The sequence below is a fragment of the Micromonospora violae genome, assembly GCF_004217135.1.
GTDB classification, from domain to species: domain Bacteria; phylum Actinomycetota; class Actinomycetes; order Mycobacteriales; family Micromonosporaceae; genus Micromonospora; species Micromonospora violae.
Map to the genome: position 1 here is coordinate 4,374,817 of NZ_SHKK01000001.1, position 15,969 is coordinate 4,390,785.

14 protein-coding genes, 1 tRNA gene and 1 pseudogene are annotated in these 15,969 nt (G+C 73.6%); 5 read left to right on the forward strand and 11 right to left on the reverse strand.

Annotated features, from left to right (window positions below; all coding sequences use genetic code 11):
- Window position 1: 1 nt before the first annotated feature.
- Window positions 2–571: a GNAT family N-acetyltransferase gene (locus EV382_RS19345; protein WP_130403870.1), complete on the reverse strand. Its 570-nt coding sequence runs from the start codon at window positions 569–571 to the stop codon at window positions 2–4.
- Window positions 568–1,971 carry a cobyrinic acid a,c-diamide synthase CobB gene (locus tag EV382_RS19350; protein WP_130403872.1) on the reverse strand — a complete coding sequence of 468 codons (1,404 nt, stop codon included), beginning with the start codon at window positions 1,969–1,971 and terminating at the stop codon, window positions 568–570. The genes EV382_RS19345 and EV382_RS19350 overlap by 4 nt, the downstream gene beginning before the upstream one ends.
- Window positions 1,972–2,177: 206 nt before the next feature.
- Here EV382_RS19350 and EV382_RS19355 point away from each other — a divergent pair, with 206 nt between their 5' ends.
- A complete protein-coding gene (locus tag EV382_RS19355; protein WP_130403874.1) occupies window positions 2,178–2,999 on the forward strand; it encodes an SURF1 family cytochrome oxidase biogenesis protein in 822 nt (273 codons plus the stop codon).
- Between the two features lie 10 nt (window positions 3,000–3,009).
- On the opposite strand, the gene EV382_RS19360 is transcribed toward EV382_RS19355, so the two are convergent.
- The 5 genes from EV382_RS19360 to EV382_RS19380 form a co-directional block, all read right to left on the reverse strand.
- The gene (locus EV382_RS19360; protein WP_244236973.1) at window positions 3,010–4,605 is read right to left on the reverse strand and encodes an ATP-dependent DNA ligase; all 1,596 of its coding nucleotides are present in this window, start codon (window positions 4,603–4,605) and stop codon (window positions 3,010–3,012) included.
- Window positions 4,606–4,691: 86 nt separating this feature from the next.
- A complete protein-coding gene (locus EV382_RS19365) occupies window positions 4,692–4,898 on the reverse strand; it encodes a hypothetical protein (RefSeq protein ID WP_030333429.1) in 207 nt (68 codons plus the stop codon).
- Window positions 4,899–4,975: 77 nt separating this feature from the next.
- Window positions 4,976–6,319, reverse strand: coding sequence for a dipeptidase (locus EV382_RS19370; protein ID WP_208758638.1), 1,344 nt, complete (start codon window positions 6,317–6,319; stop codon window positions 4,976–4,978).
- A 36-nt stretch (window positions 6,320–6,355) separates the two neighbouring features.
- Window positions 6,356–7,501, reverse strand: coding sequence for a M48 family metallopeptidase (locus tag EV382_RS19375; RefSeq protein WP_130403880.1), 1,146 nt, complete (start codon window positions 7,499–7,501; stop codon window positions 6,356–6,358).
- A gap of 109 nt (window positions 7,502–7,610) precedes the next feature.
- Window positions 7,611–8,255, reverse strand: a complete 645-nt coding sequence (locus tag EV382_RS19380; RefSeq protein ID WP_244236761.1) for a uridine kinase family protein — start codon at window positions 8,253–8,255, stop codon at window positions 7,611–7,613.
- Window positions 8,256–8,387: 132 nt separating this feature from the next.
- Here EV382_RS19380 and EV382_RS19385 point away from each other — a divergent pair, with 132 nt between their 5' ends.
- Entirely contained in the window at window positions 8,388–8,789 is a 402-nt protein-coding gene (locus EV382_RS19385) for a rhodanese-like domain-containing protein (RefSeq protein ID WP_130409001.1), read from the forward strand.
- Window positions 8,790–9,129: 340 nt separating this feature from the next.
- On the opposite strand, the gene EV382_RS19390 is transcribed toward EV382_RS19385, so the two are convergent.
- The 3 genes and pseudogenes from EV382_RS19390 to EV382_RS19400 form a co-directional block, all read right to left on the reverse strand.
- On the reverse strand, window positions 9,130–10,689 hold the full coding sequence (locus EV382_RS19390; RefSeq protein WP_130403882.1) for a cobyric acid synthase: 1,560 nt from the start codon (window positions 10,687–10,689) through the stop codon (window positions 9,130–9,132).
- 128 nt (window positions 10,690–10,817) lie between these two features.
- Window positions 10,818–11,780 (reverse strand): annotated as a pseudogene (locus EV382_RS19395) (cobalamin biosynthesis protein); the annotation flags it as partial.
- 300 nt (window positions 11,781–12,080) lie between these two features.
- Entirely contained in the window at window positions 12,081–12,827 is a 747-nt protein-coding gene (locus EV382_RS19400; protein WP_130403884.1) for a single-stranded DNA-binding protein, read from the reverse strand.
- Window positions 12,828–13,171: 344 nt separating this feature from the next.
- Here EV382_RS19400 and EV382_RS19405 point away from each other — a divergent pair, with 344 nt between their 5' ends.
- Entirely contained in the window at window positions 13,172–13,612 is a 441-nt protein-coding gene (locus EV382_RS19405) for an HPF/RaiA family ribosome-associated protein (protein ID WP_130403886.1), read from the forward strand.
- Between the two features lie 217 nt (window positions 13,613–13,829).
- Window positions 13,830–14,885, forward strand: coding sequence for an alpha/beta hydrolase (locus EV382_RS19410; RefSeq protein ID WP_208758451.1), 1,056 nt, complete (start codon window positions 13,830–13,832; stop codon window positions 14,883–14,885).
- Between the two features lie 19 nt (window positions 14,886–14,904).
- Here the strand turns inward: EV382_RS19410 and EV382_RS19415 are convergent, their stop codons facing one another.
- Window positions 14,905–15,600, reverse strand: a complete 696-nt coding sequence (locus tag EV382_RS19415) for a hypothetical protein (protein ID WP_130403888.1) — start codon at window positions 15,598–15,600, stop codon at window positions 14,905–14,907.
- Between the two features lie 160 nt (window positions 15,601–15,760).
- Between EV382_RS19415 and EV382_RS19420 the strand changes: the two genes are divergently transcribed.
- Window positions 15,761–15,833 (forward strand) — tRNA-Arg (locus tag EV382_RS19420).
- Window positions 15,834–15,969: the final 136 nt, after the last annotated feature.

Genomic DNA, 15,969 nt, shown 5'->3' on the forward strand with positions numbered 1-15,969 from the left:
CTCAGCGCAGGTCGGCGGCGACGAACGACCAGAGCTCCAGATCCACCCGGCCGCCGCTGACGAACCCGGCGTTACGCAGCAGACCCTCGTAGCTGAAGCCGGCCTTCTCGGCGACCCGGCGCGAGGCCAGGTTGCCGGGCGCCACCCGCAGCTCGACCCGCTGGAAGCCGTGCTCCAGGATCAGCGCGATGGCCACCGCGTCGACCGCCTCGGCGGCGAGGCCGAAGCCCCGCGCGGATGCCGCCATCGCGTAGGAGATCTCGGTGAGGCGGGCGCCCCAGTCGGTGCGCCGGGTCCACAGCGAGCCCACCACCTGGTCGTCCTCCCGCCGGAGCACCGCGTAGTGGTCGCCGTCGCCGCTGTCGCGCCGCTGCCGGGCCAGATCCGTGCACCAGGCCAGCCCGTCGATCGGGCCGGAGTCATCGGGCAGCGGCAGCCAACGCCGGGTCAGCTTGTCGGCGAAGATCTCCCCGGCCGCCGCCGCGTCGGCCGCCGTGAGCTGACGCACCTCGGTACGCGGGGTGGAGACGGTCAACGCCGGGAACCGGCGCACCGCCACCTGACCGATCACACCGACACCTCGCCGGGCTGGGCGGGCACCACCTCGCTCGTCGGGTCGGCCGCCGCCGCAGCGACCAACCGGGCGGCCGTCGTCGGGTGGCTGGCCCAGTGCAGGGTGAGCTGCGAGGCGTGCACGTTGCGCCAGACGAAGCCCTCCGGCGCGCCGCCGTCCCAACTCCAGGCCGGGCGCTGACCAGCGCGGGGGGTGAGCACCGCACGGTGCGCCTTGTGCCCGACGAGCACCGTGCCGGTGGCGGCGACCACGCTGTCGGTCTGGGCGGTCGCCTCCCGGTAGCCGGCCACCACCCCGTCCCGGCTGACGCCGACCGCGTCCAGGACCCCGCACATCGGCAGCCCGTCCAACTCCCGGGCCAACCAGAGCAGCCCAGCACCCTCGGCGATCACCGGACGCCCGGTCCGCGCCAACTCGGCCACCGCGATGCAGAGTCGCCGGTTGGCCGACAACTGCTCGGCGTACGCCTCGGGCAGCGCGCCGCCGACGACCAGCGCGCGGGTGCCGACCGGCAGCGCCTCGTCGCGCAGTGGGTCGACGACGACGACCTCGGCGCCGGCGGCCCGGAGCAGTTCGGTGGTCTCCGGGTGGCTGAAGCTGCCACCCGGCCCACCGGCCACCGCCACCAACGGGGGGTTCGCCGGGCGGGTGAACGCGCCGAGGGCCTCCTCGGGAGACCACGCCGGTGCCGGCAGCGGCGGGGCGGAGCGGGCCAGGCCGAGCAGTCGTTCCAGGTCGACCGTGGCGGCGACAGCTTCGCCGAGCCGGCGCACCGCGCGGACGGCGTCGGCCGAGCCGTCGACCACCGGTGCCACACCGTGCCGCCGCGACGGCAGCACCGCCGGCAGGTCCTGGCGACGCAGCGCGCCGTAGACCGGCACACCCACGTCGTCCAACGCCTCGCGCAGCATCGCCTCGTGCCGCGACGACGCCACCCGGTTGAGGATCACCCCGCCGAGCCACAACTGCTCGTCGTACGAGCGGAAACCGTGCACCAGGGCCGCCACCGACTGACCCATCGCGGCCACGTCGACGACGAGCACCACCGGGCTGCGCAGCGCGGCGGCCGCGGCGGCCGTGGACTCCTGCTCGGGACGGGCGCCGACCGAGTCGTACAGGCCCATGCTGCCCTGCACCAGGGCGAGCCCGGCACCGGCGGCCCCGTGCGCCACCAGCGGGGCGAGCCGGTCGACGCCGACCAGCCGGGGGTCGATCACCCGACCCGGCCGACCGGAGGCGAGGCCGAGGTAGGCGGCGTCGACGTGGTCCGGCCCGAGCTTGAACCCGGCGACATCGACCCCGCGTTCGGCCAGGGCGGCGAGCAGCCCGATCGCCAGCGCGTTCTTCCCGTGCCCGGAGGACGGCGCGCTGAGCACCAGGCGCGGCACGACGGTCATCATCGACTCCTCGCGAGCGGGGGCGGGTACGCGACGGGACGACCAATGCCGATCCGTCGGCGTGACGATACCCGCCCGGCTGGAGGCGCGAGCACCGCCAACCGGGGCGGGCGGCCCGGCCAGGGCCGGGCCGCCGGACGTCGGTTCCGGCCCGCTCCGGCCCGGTCCAGGTCAGTGGCGCCGGTCATACGAGTAACCTCGGTGCCGTGTACCGGTTCCTGCTGAGCCCACGCTGGCTGGGCGCTCTCGCGCTGACCCTGGTCGCGGCCGCCGTCATGGTGTTCCTCGGCAACTGGCAGCTGGACCGTTACCGGGGGCGCACCGAGGTCAACGAGCGGATCGACGCGGGCCAGCGGATGACCCCCGCACCGCTCGCCGACGCGCTGCGCGCTCCCACCGGCGGGGCGGGGACGACCGGTCCGGCCCCCGCCGAGGACAAGGTCTGGACCCGGGTCACCGTCACCGGCCGGTACGACCCCACGAACACCGTGCTGGTCCGTGGCCGGACGGTGGACAGCCGGGTCGGCTTCGAGGTGCTCACCCCGCTGGTGCTGACCGACGGCACGGCGCTGCTGGTGGACCGGGGCTGGATTCCGCCGGCACCCGGTGGGGCGACCGCCCAGCCGTCGGTGCCCGCCGTACCGACCGGCGACGTGACAGTGATCGGTCGGGTGCACGAGACCGAGAGCGGCGCGGGTGCGGCAACCCGACGTGACGGGGTGCTGGAGATCCGGCGGATCGGGGTGTCGCGGCTGGCCGCCGAGCTGCCCTACCCGGTCTACGGCGCGTACCTGCTGCTCGACGAGCAGACCCCGGCGGCCGATCCGCTGTTCAAGGCGGTGCCGGTGGGGCACACCAACAACTGGCAGAACTTCGGCTACGTCGTGCAGTGGTGGCTCTTCGCGGTGATGGCGCTGTTCGGTTACGGCTGGGTGGCACGCCGGGAGGCGCGCCGGGCCGCCGGCATCGGCACCACCGAGGCTCCCCTGGACCGGGCCGCCGAGCCGACGCCGACCGCGTCCGCCTGACCCCGCCCCGTCAGCCGCCGCTCACCCGGCCGGCGTGGATGGCACGGACCGCGTCGATGGTGTCCGCCTCGGCGGCGGACTTGTCATCGCGATAGCGCACCACCCGGGCGAACCGCAGCGCCACCCCGCCGGGGTAGCGCGAACTCGTCTGCACCCCGTCGAAGGCGATCTCCACCACCTGCTCGGGTCGGACCCGGACCACCCAGTCGCCGCGCTCCACGGCGAGGTCGAGGAACCGTTCGGTCTGCCAGCGCAGCAGCTCGTCGGTGAGCCCCTTGAACGTCTTGCCGAGCATGACGAACTCGCCGGTGCGCTCGTCACGGGCGCCCAGGTGCAGGTTGGACAACCAGCCCTTGCGTCGGCCACTGCCCCACTCGACGGCGAGCACCACCAGGTCGAGGGTGTGCCGGGGTTTGACCTTGACCCAGGCGGCACCGCGCCGACCGGCGTCGTAGGGGGCGTCCGGTGCCTTGACCACCACGCCCTCCTGCCCGGCGTCGAGCGCGGCGGCGAACGCGGCGGCGGCCTGCTCGGGATCGTCGACCTCCATCCGCCCGACCAGCAGTGACGAATCCACCGAACCGGCGAGGGCGGCCCACCGGTCCCGGCCGGGCAGGTCGATCAGATCCTGGCCGTCGAGGTGCAGCAGGTCGAAGAAGTACGGGGTGAGCACCGTCGCGCCCGTGGTGGCGGCGGCCGCGAGCACCGCCGGGGCGACCGGTGTGCGCCCGGTGGTGCTGGGGGTGGTGCGTCGGGCCGCCCGGCTCGACGTCTGCTGGAACGGCAGGGGACGGCCGGTCTCGTCCAGGCCGATCGCCTCGCCGTCGAGCACCATCTCCCGGCCCGGTAGGGCGCGGACCGCGGCGACCACCTCCGGCACCCGGGTGGTGATCTCGTCGAGGCTGCGGGTGAAGACGGCGATGTCGGCGCCGGAGCGGTGCACCTGGATGCGGATGCCGTCGAGCTTCACGTCGACCACCGCCGGCGTGCCGGTCGCGACGAGCGCCTCGTCGACCGAGGGGGCGCTCTGGGCGAGCATCGGCGCCAGCGGCCGGCCGACCTGGAGACCGAACCCGGCCAGCTCGGCGGCACCGCCGGCCAGCGCGGCCACCGCCACGGCCCGGAGGTCACCGGCGAGCAGCAGCGCCCGGCGAACCGCCGCCACCGGCACGTCGGCGGCCCGGGCCACCGCGTCGGCGAGGAGCCCGGCCTGGGCGCCCTGCCGTAGCTCGCCGGTGAACAGACCGGTGAGCAGGCGCTGCTCGTCGATGGTCGCCGCCGCGTAGAGGGCACCGAGCAGCGCCCGACGCCGGGCCTGCGAGCCCGAGCCGTGCACCGCCGCGATCTCGCCGATGGCCGCGTCCACGGCGGCCACGGTCAACGACGGCTCGGTGGCTGGTGGCGGCAGATCACGCAGGCCCGCGTAACCGACCCCGGTCTGCCGTTGACGCAGCTCACCGGCGAGATAACCGGCGCCGGGCTCCACCTCGTCGGGGTCGAGCCGGCGCAACGCGTCAGCGAGCAGCTCCACCTTGGCCCGCCGGCCGCTGGTGGCGCCGACGGCCGCCGAGGTGGCTGCCAGATCGATGAACCGCACGCAGCTCATCCTGCCAGTCACCGCCGACACCGCCCGGGCATTGCCGTGCTCGGGCGGTGTCGGCGGGGTGCCGCCCGCTGACGCGGACGACGGGTTCAGGCGGAGACGGGCTCCTCGATGCGCAACCCTCGGGCGCGGACCTCGCCGGCGACCCGGGAGAGCACCGAGTCGAGGGCGACCAGTGCGGCAGAGAGCTCACCGAGCTGTTCGTTGAGCGTGTCCTCGGACCACGCGGAGACGTCGACGTCTCCCAGCGCGCTGACAGCGGCCCCCAACCGGGCCATCACCTCGTTCGTACTCATGTACGAAAGGCTATAACAAGCAGCCGTCCGACACGCCGTGAACTCCCAGATCAGACCCAAAGTTGCCGGTTTGATGTCTAACTGCCGGCGGCCGCCACCTTGCTCAGCAGGAGCGCCTCGGCGAGGCAGACCCGGGCGAACTCCCCCAGGTGCAGACTCTCGTTCGGGCCGTGCGCACGGGCGTGCGGGTCCTCCACACCGGTCACCAGGATCGCCGCCTTCGGGAACATCTCCTGGAAGGTGGCGATGAACGGGATCGAACCGCCGACGCCGATGTCCACCGGGTCGGTGCCGTCCCAGGCGGCCCGGAAGGCCGCGCGGGCGGCGTCGAACATCGGCCCGGACGCGTCGATCACACACGGGTCACCGTCGTGTTCGAAGGTGACCGTCACCTGCGCGCCCCACGGCGCGTGCCGCTCCAGGTGCGCGCGCAGCGCCGCGTACGCCCGCTTGGGGTCGTCGCCCGGGGCGAGGCGGATGCTGAGCTTCGCCTTCGCGGCCGGGACCAGGGCGTTCGGCGCCTCACCGGTGGACGGCGCGTCGATGCCGAGGATGGCCAACGCCGGCTTCGTCCAGAGCCGGTCGGTGATCCGGCCGGTGCCGATGAACTGCACGCCCTCGGCGAGCCCGGCCTCGGCCCGGACCCGGTCCTCCGGGTAGTCGACGGTCGCGCCCTCCCGGCCGACCAGCCCCTCCACGGTCACGTCGCCGGCGTCGTCGTGCAACGTCGCCAACAACCGGACCAGCGCCGTGAGCGCGTCCGGCACGGCCCCGCCGAACATGCCGCTGTGCACCGCGTGGTCCAGCGTGCGCACCTCGACGAAACAGTTGACGATGCCCCGCAACGAGGTGGTCAACGCCGGTACGCCGATGTCCCAGTTGCCGGAGTCGGCGATCACGATGACGTCGGAGGCGATGGTTTCGCGGTGCTCGGCGAGCAACTGCTCCAGCGAGTCGGAGCCGTACTCCTCCTCACCCTCGATGAAGAGGACCACGCCGACCGGCAGCGCGTCCCCGTACGCGCGCAGCGCCGCGATGTGAGCCATGATGCCGGCCTTGTCGTCGGCGGCACCGCGAGCGTAGAGCCGCCCGTCGCGTTCCACCGGCTCGAACGGGTCGGACTCCCACAGCGACAGGTCGCCGACCGGCTGGACGTCGTGGTGGGCGTAGAGCAGCACGGTGGGAGCGCCGGGCGGGGCGGCCCGACGGCCGATCACCGCCGGCTGGCCGCCGGATCGCACGATGTCGACGTCCAGCCCACAGCCGCGCAGCAGTTCGGCGACCGCCTCGGCGGAGCGTTCCACGTGCGAATGGTCGAAGCCCTCGAAGGCGATGCCAGGGATACGGACGAGGCGTTCCAGGTCGGCCCGGACGCCGGGCATCTCCCGTTCGACGGCGGCCCGCACCTCGGACTCGGACATGATCGGTGAGGTCATGACCGGCATCGTATGCCGGCCTTACCGGGGTGTGCCGGCGGAGCCCGTACCGTCACCGCTGTCCGTGGGGCCGGCGCCGGCCCGCGCGCCGGGGGCGGCCCGTCCGGCGCGGTGCGCGCGGCCCGCCGCCTCGGTGGCCGCGCCCATCCAGGAACGGGCCCGACCGGCGGTGCCGCCCACCCACTCGCCGACGTCGCTCGCTCCGTCGCCCAGCCGGCGCAGCAACCCGACCAGTGGGTCGGTGGACCGGCTGAACTCCTCGCGGTACGACTCGGCAGCCGCCTTGATCTCCTCCGAGACGCTGGTCGAGCTGTCGTCCTCGCGGCGCGGATAGTCCCCGGCCAGCACCCGCCCGTACGCCCCGGAGTCGATCCACTGGCGCAGCTGCGCGGCCCGCGCCACCGGCGTCGGATGGGTGCTCCACGCGGTCATCCTGATCTTGTGCAGGCTGTCGCGCAGATCGCCGCCGCCGGCGTACTCGGCGGCCTGCTCCAAAAAGGCCGTGGTGTCGACCTGGGACAGGTCACCGCCACCGGCCAGCTTCATCAACAGGCGCAGCGCAGCCGCCGGGTCCTGCCCGGCGAGCAGGCCGGCCCGGTCGGCGGAGAGCTCCGCCTTGCGCCACCACTCCAGCATCGCGGCGATGATGGCCCGCAGCGCGATCGCGCCGACCGGCAACCAGCTCAGGTTGGCCGCCCACCGGGTGAGGATCATGAGCATGGTCTTGTAGACCGCGTGTCCGCTGCCCACGTGCCCCAACTCGTGGCCGAGCAGACAGCGCAGCTCGTCCTCGTCGAGTTGCTGCACACACGCGGAGTTCAGCACGATGAACGGCCGCTCCAGCCCGACCGCCTCGGCGCCCAACCAGGGCGACTGGGTCACGTACAGCTCGGGCAGCTCGGCCACGTCGAGCGCCGCCGCAGCCTCGGTGTAGCGCTGCCACACCGCCGGGTACTGCCGGTGGTCGACCCGGATGCCGGAGGCGAGCACGGACAGCCGGAAACCCCGCTCGTTCCACATCCCGAAGAACGCACGTACGACGTCGTCGAAACCACGCAGCTCCCGCAACGCGACCAGGGCACCCCGGTCGGCCGGATGTTCCCAGGCCCGCGAGCTGATGCCGGTGAGGGTGATCCTGCGCCGCGCTGGTGCGTCCGCTGCCGTCATGGTGGCTCCCCGTTCGCCGTAGCTCCCCGCATCGTGCCGCAGTCGGTGGCCGACGTCCATGCCTCGGCGCAGACGTCCGTGCCCCCGCTCAGACGTTCATGCCCCCGGCTCAGCGCAGGCGCACGTAGTACCGGTCCGCGTCGTGTGGCAGCGTCGGCGCGCCATCCACCACCAGGTCGGTGTGGGTCGCGGTCTCGTCGACGGCGAAGTGCGCCCGCTCCCCGTCATGCCAGCGACGCAGCTCGGGCAGGATCTCCAGCCCGTCCCGGGCGACCGCGCGGGCCAGCCGCAGCGGCGCGGGCGCGGTGACGAACACGGCAAGCGTCACCTCCGGCCGGACGACCGCGCGGGCGGCACTGACCCCCTCGACCACCAGCACCGGTGCCACCGGCACCGGCACCGGCCGGGGCAGGAAACGTTGGTGAACCCAGCTGTACCGCCGGTAGGCGCCCGGTTCCCCGTTGCGCAACGGGGCGAACACCTCCTTGTCGAGCCGGGGCCAGAAGGTGACCTGGTCGTCCCACCCGTCGAGCAGGTCATCGGTGTGCACCACCGGCGGTCGGCCGCCGAGCGGCCCCGCCAGGGCATCCGCGAGGTGCGCGGCGAACCGGCTCTTACCCGCGCCGCTCGGCCCGTCGACAGCCACCAGCCGGGTCCGCCCCAACCGCGCCGGGCCCGCGAGCACCCGATGCGCCAGTTCGGCGTACGCCTCGACGACCGCGACGGTCGGCCGGCCAGTTTCCGGGTTCAGCACAGCCTCCCGTGGCGCATGACCGAAGTATGCCGTCACGTCCGGGGGAATTGGGGCGGCGACGGGTGATGCGCGGCCCGTTCGCCGCCCGGGGTGCCACCGAATCGGGATGATCTGGTGGTGCTCCGAGACGTGATGAGCCCCGGCATTGACGCCCTCCTCGAACAGGCCCGCGCCGGGCTGCACCGACTGACTCCGCAGCAGACCGTCGAGGCGGTCCGCGGCGGTGCGTTGCTGGTCGACACGCGTACCGAACTGCAACGCCGCGAACAGGGCGACCTGCCCGGCGCGATCGTCATCGACCGGACCGTACTGGAATGGCGCCTCGATCCGGCCAGCGCCTGGCGGATCCCGGAAGCCACCGGGTACGACCGGGAGATCGTGCTGGTGTGCCGGCAGGGTTACAGCTCCAGCCTGGCCGCCGCCAGCCTGCAGACCCTCGGATTACGTCGGGCCACCGACATGATCGGCGGCGTGGACGCCTGGCTCGCCGCCGGCCTACCCACCACCGACCGCCCCGCCGACATCCGCCCCTAGCCTGCCCTGATCCGCCCCTGATCTGCCACCCACCGTGCCCCCATGCCCACCGTGCCCCACCCCCGCGCTGCACCCCCTGCCGCGCCACCCCCGCCGCGCCACCCCCCGCCGCGCCACGCCACGCCCCGCCGCGCCACCCCCGCCGCGTCGATCATGGACTTGTGGTGGGGGGCGAAAGGCACGGTTCGGGGCATGACGGGCACCACAAGTCCATGATCGACCAGGGGTAGCGGGCGACACGGGGGCAGCAGGCGACCGGGGGACAGCGGGCGACCAGGGGGCAGCAGGCGACCGGGGGACAGCGGGCGACCAGGGGTGACGGGGCGGCGGTGGCGGGCGGTTAGTGCCGGGGCTGGGTGGTGGCCGGCGGGGGGCCGGGTGGGATGAAGGGCAGGTTCGCGGGTGGGCCGGCTTCGATGAGACGCCAGAGGGCGTCGGTGTCCAGGTGTTCCTCGACCAGATCACCGAGCAGGTCCAGTGAGCGTTCCCGCGCGGCGGCGAAGCTGGTGGCTGGTGCGACCCGGAACCCGCTGCGGCCGGCCAGGCGAGCCGCCTCGGTGAGGAACCACCGGCGGAACCCGTCGGACTCGAACGCCCCATGCCAGTGCGTTCCGTGCACCGCGCCGAGCACGGCTCCCTCTCCGACACCGTCCTCGCCGGCCAGCAGCGGGGTCAGGCCGGGGTCGGCCTGTGACACGTACCCGTGGTGGATTTCGTAACCGCGCACCGGGACGCCACCGTGGCCGGTGCCCGCCGACTGCCGGACGGTCTTGCGCGGATCGAAGGTGATGTCGATGGGCAGCAGACCGAGCCCTGGCACGCTGCCCTGCCGGCTCTCCACCGGGTCGTGGATGGCGCGGCCGAGCATCTGGAAACCGCCGCAGATGCCGAGCAGCGGCTTGCCGGCCGCCACATGGGTGGCCACCGCGTCCGCGAGACCGGTGTCGCGCAGCCACCGGAGGTCGGCGACAGTGGACTTGGACCCGGGCAGGACGACCAGGTCGGCGGCGGCCAACTCGGCCGGTTCGATGGTGAGGCGGACGCGGACGCCCGGCTCGGTGGCGAGCGCCTCCACGTCGGTGGCGTTGCTGATCCGGGGTAGGCGCACGACTGCCACGTCCAGCCATTCGCTGCCGTGCGGGGCGGCCGGTCGGCCGAGCACCCGCCCGTAGGCGAGTGAGTCCTCCGCGTCGAGCCACAGGTCCAGTGCCCAGGGCAGCACCCCGTACGTGGGACGGCCGGTGACCTGACCCAGCATGTCCAGGCCCGGCTGGAGCAGCCCGCGATCGCCCCGGAACTTGTTGATCACGAACCCGGCGATCAGCGCCTGATCGGCCGGGTCGAGCAGGGCCACGGTGCCGAACATCGAGGCGAACACCCCGCCCCGGTCGATGTCACCCACCACGATGGTGGGCAGGTTGGCATGCCGGGCCAACCCCATGTTGACGTAGTCACCGGCCCGCAGGTTGATCTCCGCAGGGCTGCCGGCACCCTCGCAGATCACCACGTCGTACGCCTCGCGCAGCTCGGCCAGCGCGGCGTACGCGGTCTCGGCGAGCCGGGGGCGGAGCTGCCGGAAGGTGCCGGCGGTGATCGTGTCGACCGCCTCGCCCAGCAGCACCACCTGACTGGCCAGGTCGCTACCCGGCTTGAGCAGCACCGGGTTGAACCGCAGGTCGGGTGCGAGCCCGCAGGCTGCGGCCTGCATGGCCTGGGCGCGCCCGATCTCGCCGCCGCGCCCATCCGGCCCGACGACCACCGCCGAGTTGTTGGACATGTTCTGCGCCTTGTACGGCGCCACCTTCACGCCCTGCCGGTGCAGCCAGCGGCAGATGCCGGCGGTGAGCACACTCTTGCCGGCGTCGGACGTCGTGCCGGCCACGAGCAGCCCGCCGCTCACCGCCCGCTCCCCTGCCGCGCCCCGACACCCCCGTGCACTCCGACAGCCCACGAGCCGGCCAGCCCACGCCTTCCCGCGGCGTCCGCCGGCCCGCGCTTTCCCGCTGCGGCAACCAGGCCTCGCCGGGCACCGGTCAGCACACGCCTGTGCGCCGCGCCAACCAGTCGGCCGAGGGTCACCGGGTACGCGGCGGCCAGCCCGACCGCGGCCAGCCCGACCGCGCCGGAGATCCGGGCGGCCCGCTTCAGGTGCCGTGCCTCCGGGCGGGGACCGTCGCCGAGGAACGGTCGCACTTCGGAGCGCCCGAAGTAGACGTTGCGGCCGCCGAGGCGGACCCCGAGCGCGCCGGCCATCGCCGCCTCGCACTGACCGGCGTTGGGGCTCGGGTGGTCGTTGCGGTCCCGCCGCCACACCTGCCAGGCGCGCTGCCGATCCCCGTGCGCGACCGGCGCGACGGCGATGGTGAGCAGCCCGGTCAGCCGGGACGGCACCAGGTTGAGCGCGTCGTCCAGCCGAGCGGCCGGGGCGCCGAACCGCGCGTAGCGGGCCGACCGGTGCCCGACCATCGCGTCGAGGGTGTTCGCCGCGCGGTAGCCCAGCAACCCGGGCAGGCCGGCGACCGCACCCCAGAGCAGCGGGGCGACGACCGCGTCGGAGGTGTTCTCCGCGACCGACTCGACGGTGGCACGGGCCAACTCCGATTCGCCCAGCGTTGACGGGTCCCGCCCGCAGAGGTGACCGAGGCGTCGCCGGGCGGCCGGCAGGTCACCGTCGCTCAGCGTCCGACCCATGACGGTCGCCTCGTGGCGTAGCGTGCGGCCGCCCAGCACGGCCCACGTGCCGGCGGCCACAAGCACCGCCCGGGTCACCGGCCGGTGCCGGGTGACCGCTGCGGCGACCGCCCCGAGCAGCACCGGCCCTCCGACGGCCAGCGCGGTGAATGCCGTACCCGCCGTCCGGTCCGGGCGGTAGAGGCGGCGCTCCAGCGCGCCAGCGGCCTGCCCGAAGCCGGCCACCGGGTGCCACCGGCGGGGGTCGCCGAGCATCCTGTCCAGCGCGTACCCGGCCAGCAGCCCCACCGCGTTCGCCATCGGCGCTGTCCGTCGCACCCGCACCACCTCCGGCCGGCCAGCCTAGACGAGCGCCCCGTGAGCCAGCCCAGCCCACGGTGCCGCACCGGCGGCGAGAACCACTGGAGCGCACTGACAGGGCAGCCCGCCGGGGCCCGTCACGCGGGGTGACGACGCTGGTCGCGCCGCCACCCCGCCCCCGTCGTGCCGTACCACCCGGTCCCGTCGTGCCGTACCACCCGGCCCCGTCGTGCCGTACCACCCGGCCTGGAACCCGGCCCGCTCGACGGCCGCCCAACCCGCGACGGTGGAGCCGATCGGTCAGGCTGGCTGCGGGACCCGGCCCCGGCCACGCCGCCCTCGACCGGGCTGCTCCGGCTGCCCCTCGTCCGGCGGCGGCCCCAACTCGATGTCCAGGTCACCGTCGGCGTTGTCGTCGTCCGCCTCGGGCGCAGGGGCCAACTCGTCGTCGAGGCCCGGCGGGGCGGTGGCCGGCCCGCCGCTCGGGGAGCTGTCGTCGTCCGCTGGGACATCGCCGAACGGGCTGGTGCGCAACTCGGCGTAGTCGGGCAGCTCGAAGTCGTCGTCCAGCGGACGGTCGTCGGGAAGCACGGGCGCCTGCCCGGCGGGCACCGGCTCGGTGGGCTCGCCGCGCACCCGGCTCTCGGCCTCGGCGTCCTCCACGGTGCTGGTCGTCGTGCTCGGCCGGTTACGCAGGAACCGGGCCCGACCCCGGGACAGGTCGTGGCCGACGGCGACCGCCTCCAACTCGTAGAGCGTGCGGTGGTTACCGGCGTCGTCGGTCCAGTCGCGGGTGTAGAGCCGCCCGCAGACCACCACCGGGTCGCCGACCATGACGGAAGCCGCCACCCCCTCGGCCAGCTTGCGCCAGCAGTTGACGCGGACACGAAGCGAATTGCCGTCAACCCACCGGCCGCTGTCCCGGTCGAGTCGGCGGGCGGTGGAGGCGACCTTGAAGTTGGCCACCAGGGTGCTGCTCTGGGTGGTACGCCGCCACGCGGGCGTTGTCAGCACATTGCCGACGATTGTCACGTAAGTATCGAACATCGTCCCTCCAGGGGGATCGGGGCTTGCCAGCGCGAGTCGACTCGACACCGAGCATCGGCACCGAGAGCGCCCCTCGCCAGCGCCCCTCCCCCGGCCTGTGGATGACGAACCCACCTGTGGACAACGCCCTGATCACGCCCCGATGTGCTACGCGCAGCCCCGCCCGCCCTGATCCAACCCCGCCCGACTCCACCGACCCCACCGACTCGCCGTCAACGGTTTCCCCGGCCCCCCAAGCTGGGTAAGGACTTGATCAACGCACCACCGACAGCTCCACGTCGACGAGAGGTCAGCGCCATGACGATCACTACCTTCGGTTCCGCGAACGCCTCCGAGGCGCGGCGATGAGCGCCGTGGCGAACCCGGCCACCGTGGCTGAGTGCCTGCGGGTGGGCGCCGGGTTCTCGCAGGGCGACCGCAACTGGATCGCCGAGCAGTTCGCCACCCTCGACGCCCGGCTCGCCAGCTTCCACGCCGACGCCACCGAGCTGGAGGTGTCGGTGAAGGACCGGGAGTCGCGCGGCCAGAAGGTCACCCTGGAGTGCTGGATCGCCGGCCGGCAGAAGATCGTCACCACCTCCACCGAGGAGGATCTGCACGCCGCGCTCAACGACGTTCGTGACGACCTGCGCCGCCGGCTCAACGACGCCAAGACCCGGCAGGAGCCCCGGCACAACAAGCACCTGCGCGACCTCCCGCACCCGCAGAGCGAGCTGAACCCGGCCGACGACCAGGAGCAGATCCCCGCCGCCGACCCCAGCCGGGCCGACGCGGAACTGTCCTGACCCTCACCCCTCCCTGTGGATCATGGAGTTGTGGTGGGCACTAGATGCGCAATCGCCCTTTTTGCGAACCACCACAACTTCATGATCGACCGGGGAGGGCAGGGAGGGCCGGACCGGGGAGGGCCGGGAGGGCAGGGGCGGGAGGGCAGGGGCGGGAGGGCAGGGCGGCCAGGACGCGGGCTACCGCTGAGTAGGTTGGCGGCGTAGCGTCGCGGTCGTGGAACCGGACGTGTTGGGGCCGCCGTACGAGCGGCAGACGATCGACCTGGGCACCGACGACGAGGGCCCCGTTGTCGCGACCCTGGTCCGGCGGCGGGCCGAGCGCCCCACCGGGCGGGCCGTGCTCTACGTGCACGGCTTCGTCGACTACTTCTTCCAGACCCACCTGGCCGACTTCTTCGCCGAGCGAGGTTGGGATTTCTACGCGCTCGACCTGCGCAAATACGGTCGCAGCCTGCTCCCGGCCCAGACCCCGAACTTCTGCCTCGACATCAGCGACTACTTCCCCGAACTGGACGCCGCCGCCGAGATCATCCGCAAGGACGACGGGCACGACACTCTGCTGGCGATGGGCCACTCCACCGGCGGCCTGATCCTCTCGCTCTGGGCGGACGCCCGCCGCGACACCGGCACCATCGACGGCCTGGTGCTCAACAGCCCCTTCTTCGACCTGAACGCCCCCTGGGCGGTGCGCCGACCCCTCGCGGCCGCCGCGTCCCGGCTGGGCCGCAGGGCGCCGCACCGCATCCTCCCGTTCGGGCTGGGCACGGTGTACGGCGAGAGCATCCACTCCGACCACCGCGGCGAGTGGACCTACGACCTGGCGTGGAAGCCGCTGGCCGGGTTCCCGGTCCGGGCCGGCTGGCTGAACGCGATCCGCACCGGGCAACGTCGGCTCCGCGCCGGACTGGACATCCAGGTGCCGGTGCTGCTGGCCTGCTCGACCCGGTCGTTCCGGGGCACCAAGTGGCACGACAACGCGACCCTGGCCGACGCCGTACTGGACGTCGAGCACATGGTCCGCTACGCGCCCCGCCTCGGCCGCCACGTCACCCTGGCCCGCTTCGACGGCGGGCTGCACGACCTCACGCTCTCCGGCCCCGCCGTACGCAAGAAGGTCTTCGACGAGGTGGGCCGCTGGGCCGAGGCGTTCCTCGCCGCCGGCCCCACCGCCCCGGCCGACGCGGCACCTGCCCACGCGGCACCTGCCGACGTGCACGCGGTCAGCACACAGCCGGCGGATTCGGCGGGGGTGCCGACGCCCGGCAGCTGACCAGGCCGGCCGACGCGGTTCAGAGGTCGCCGGGCGTCGCCGGCAGGACGGCGCGGATCCGGTCAAAGGTCGCCACCGGGTGCGCGCCGACGCCGGGCAACACCAGACCCAGGCAGTACGGGGACACCTCACCACCGGCATCAGCCTGGACGATGAAGACCGGCGCGCCGACGTACCCCGGAGGCAGCTCCGTGGTGATCAGCACGGCGTCCCCGTCGCGGACCACCCGCTCGATCGCGACCTCCAGCGGGCGCGACCCGTCCTCGCGTACGCCATGGGCCAGCACGAAAGCGGAACTGCCGTCGGCGTCGAGGCGGGCGACCACCTCGGGCCCGGCGGCGATCCCCGCCGGCACCGGCTGGACGCGCCACCGCCAGCCGCCGTCGCCCGCATACCGGTGCAGGCCAGCGGTCGGCAACACCGCGACCCCGTCACCCGGGAAGCGGGCCCAACCGGGCACGATCTCAGCCTCAGACAGGACGGCCGGTGCCACCCCCGCCGGCTCCGTGACGCTCGCCCGCAAGCTCAACTCACCCACCGAACCGCCCACCAGGTCGGCCGCCGTCAGCAGCGACTCCCCCACCGGGTCGTCGCCGCCCTGGAAGAAGAACGCGGTACCGAAGACGCCAGATGACCGGTACGGCAGGATGGCACGACCGACGACCTGGCACAGCTCGTAGGCGACGTCGCTCTCGGCGTCGGAATCCAGCAGCACCAGCCAAAGGTACGGCCCGACGCCCGGCCGTCCCCCGGGAACCCGGATGCCTGCTACACGGTGGACGTGAGACCCTGCTCGGCGACGCGGACGCGGGCACCCTTTTCGCCGCCGGGCAACGGGACGGCGGTACCCTCTGGGCGCGACATCCACGCCACACGCGCCCGTAGCTCAGCGGATAGAGCAGGGGACTTCTAATCCCAAGGCCGCAGGTTCGAATCCTGCCGGGCGCACCCTCACCGCCGCAGGTCAGCGGCACCCCGCTGCCGGTCGAGACGATCACCACGGCCCCCGTACAGCCATTCATACAGCCAAGTCAGCCGAAGAGGTGCTTCGCGCAGGCGTGCATCGGCCGGGCGGGCCGGCCAC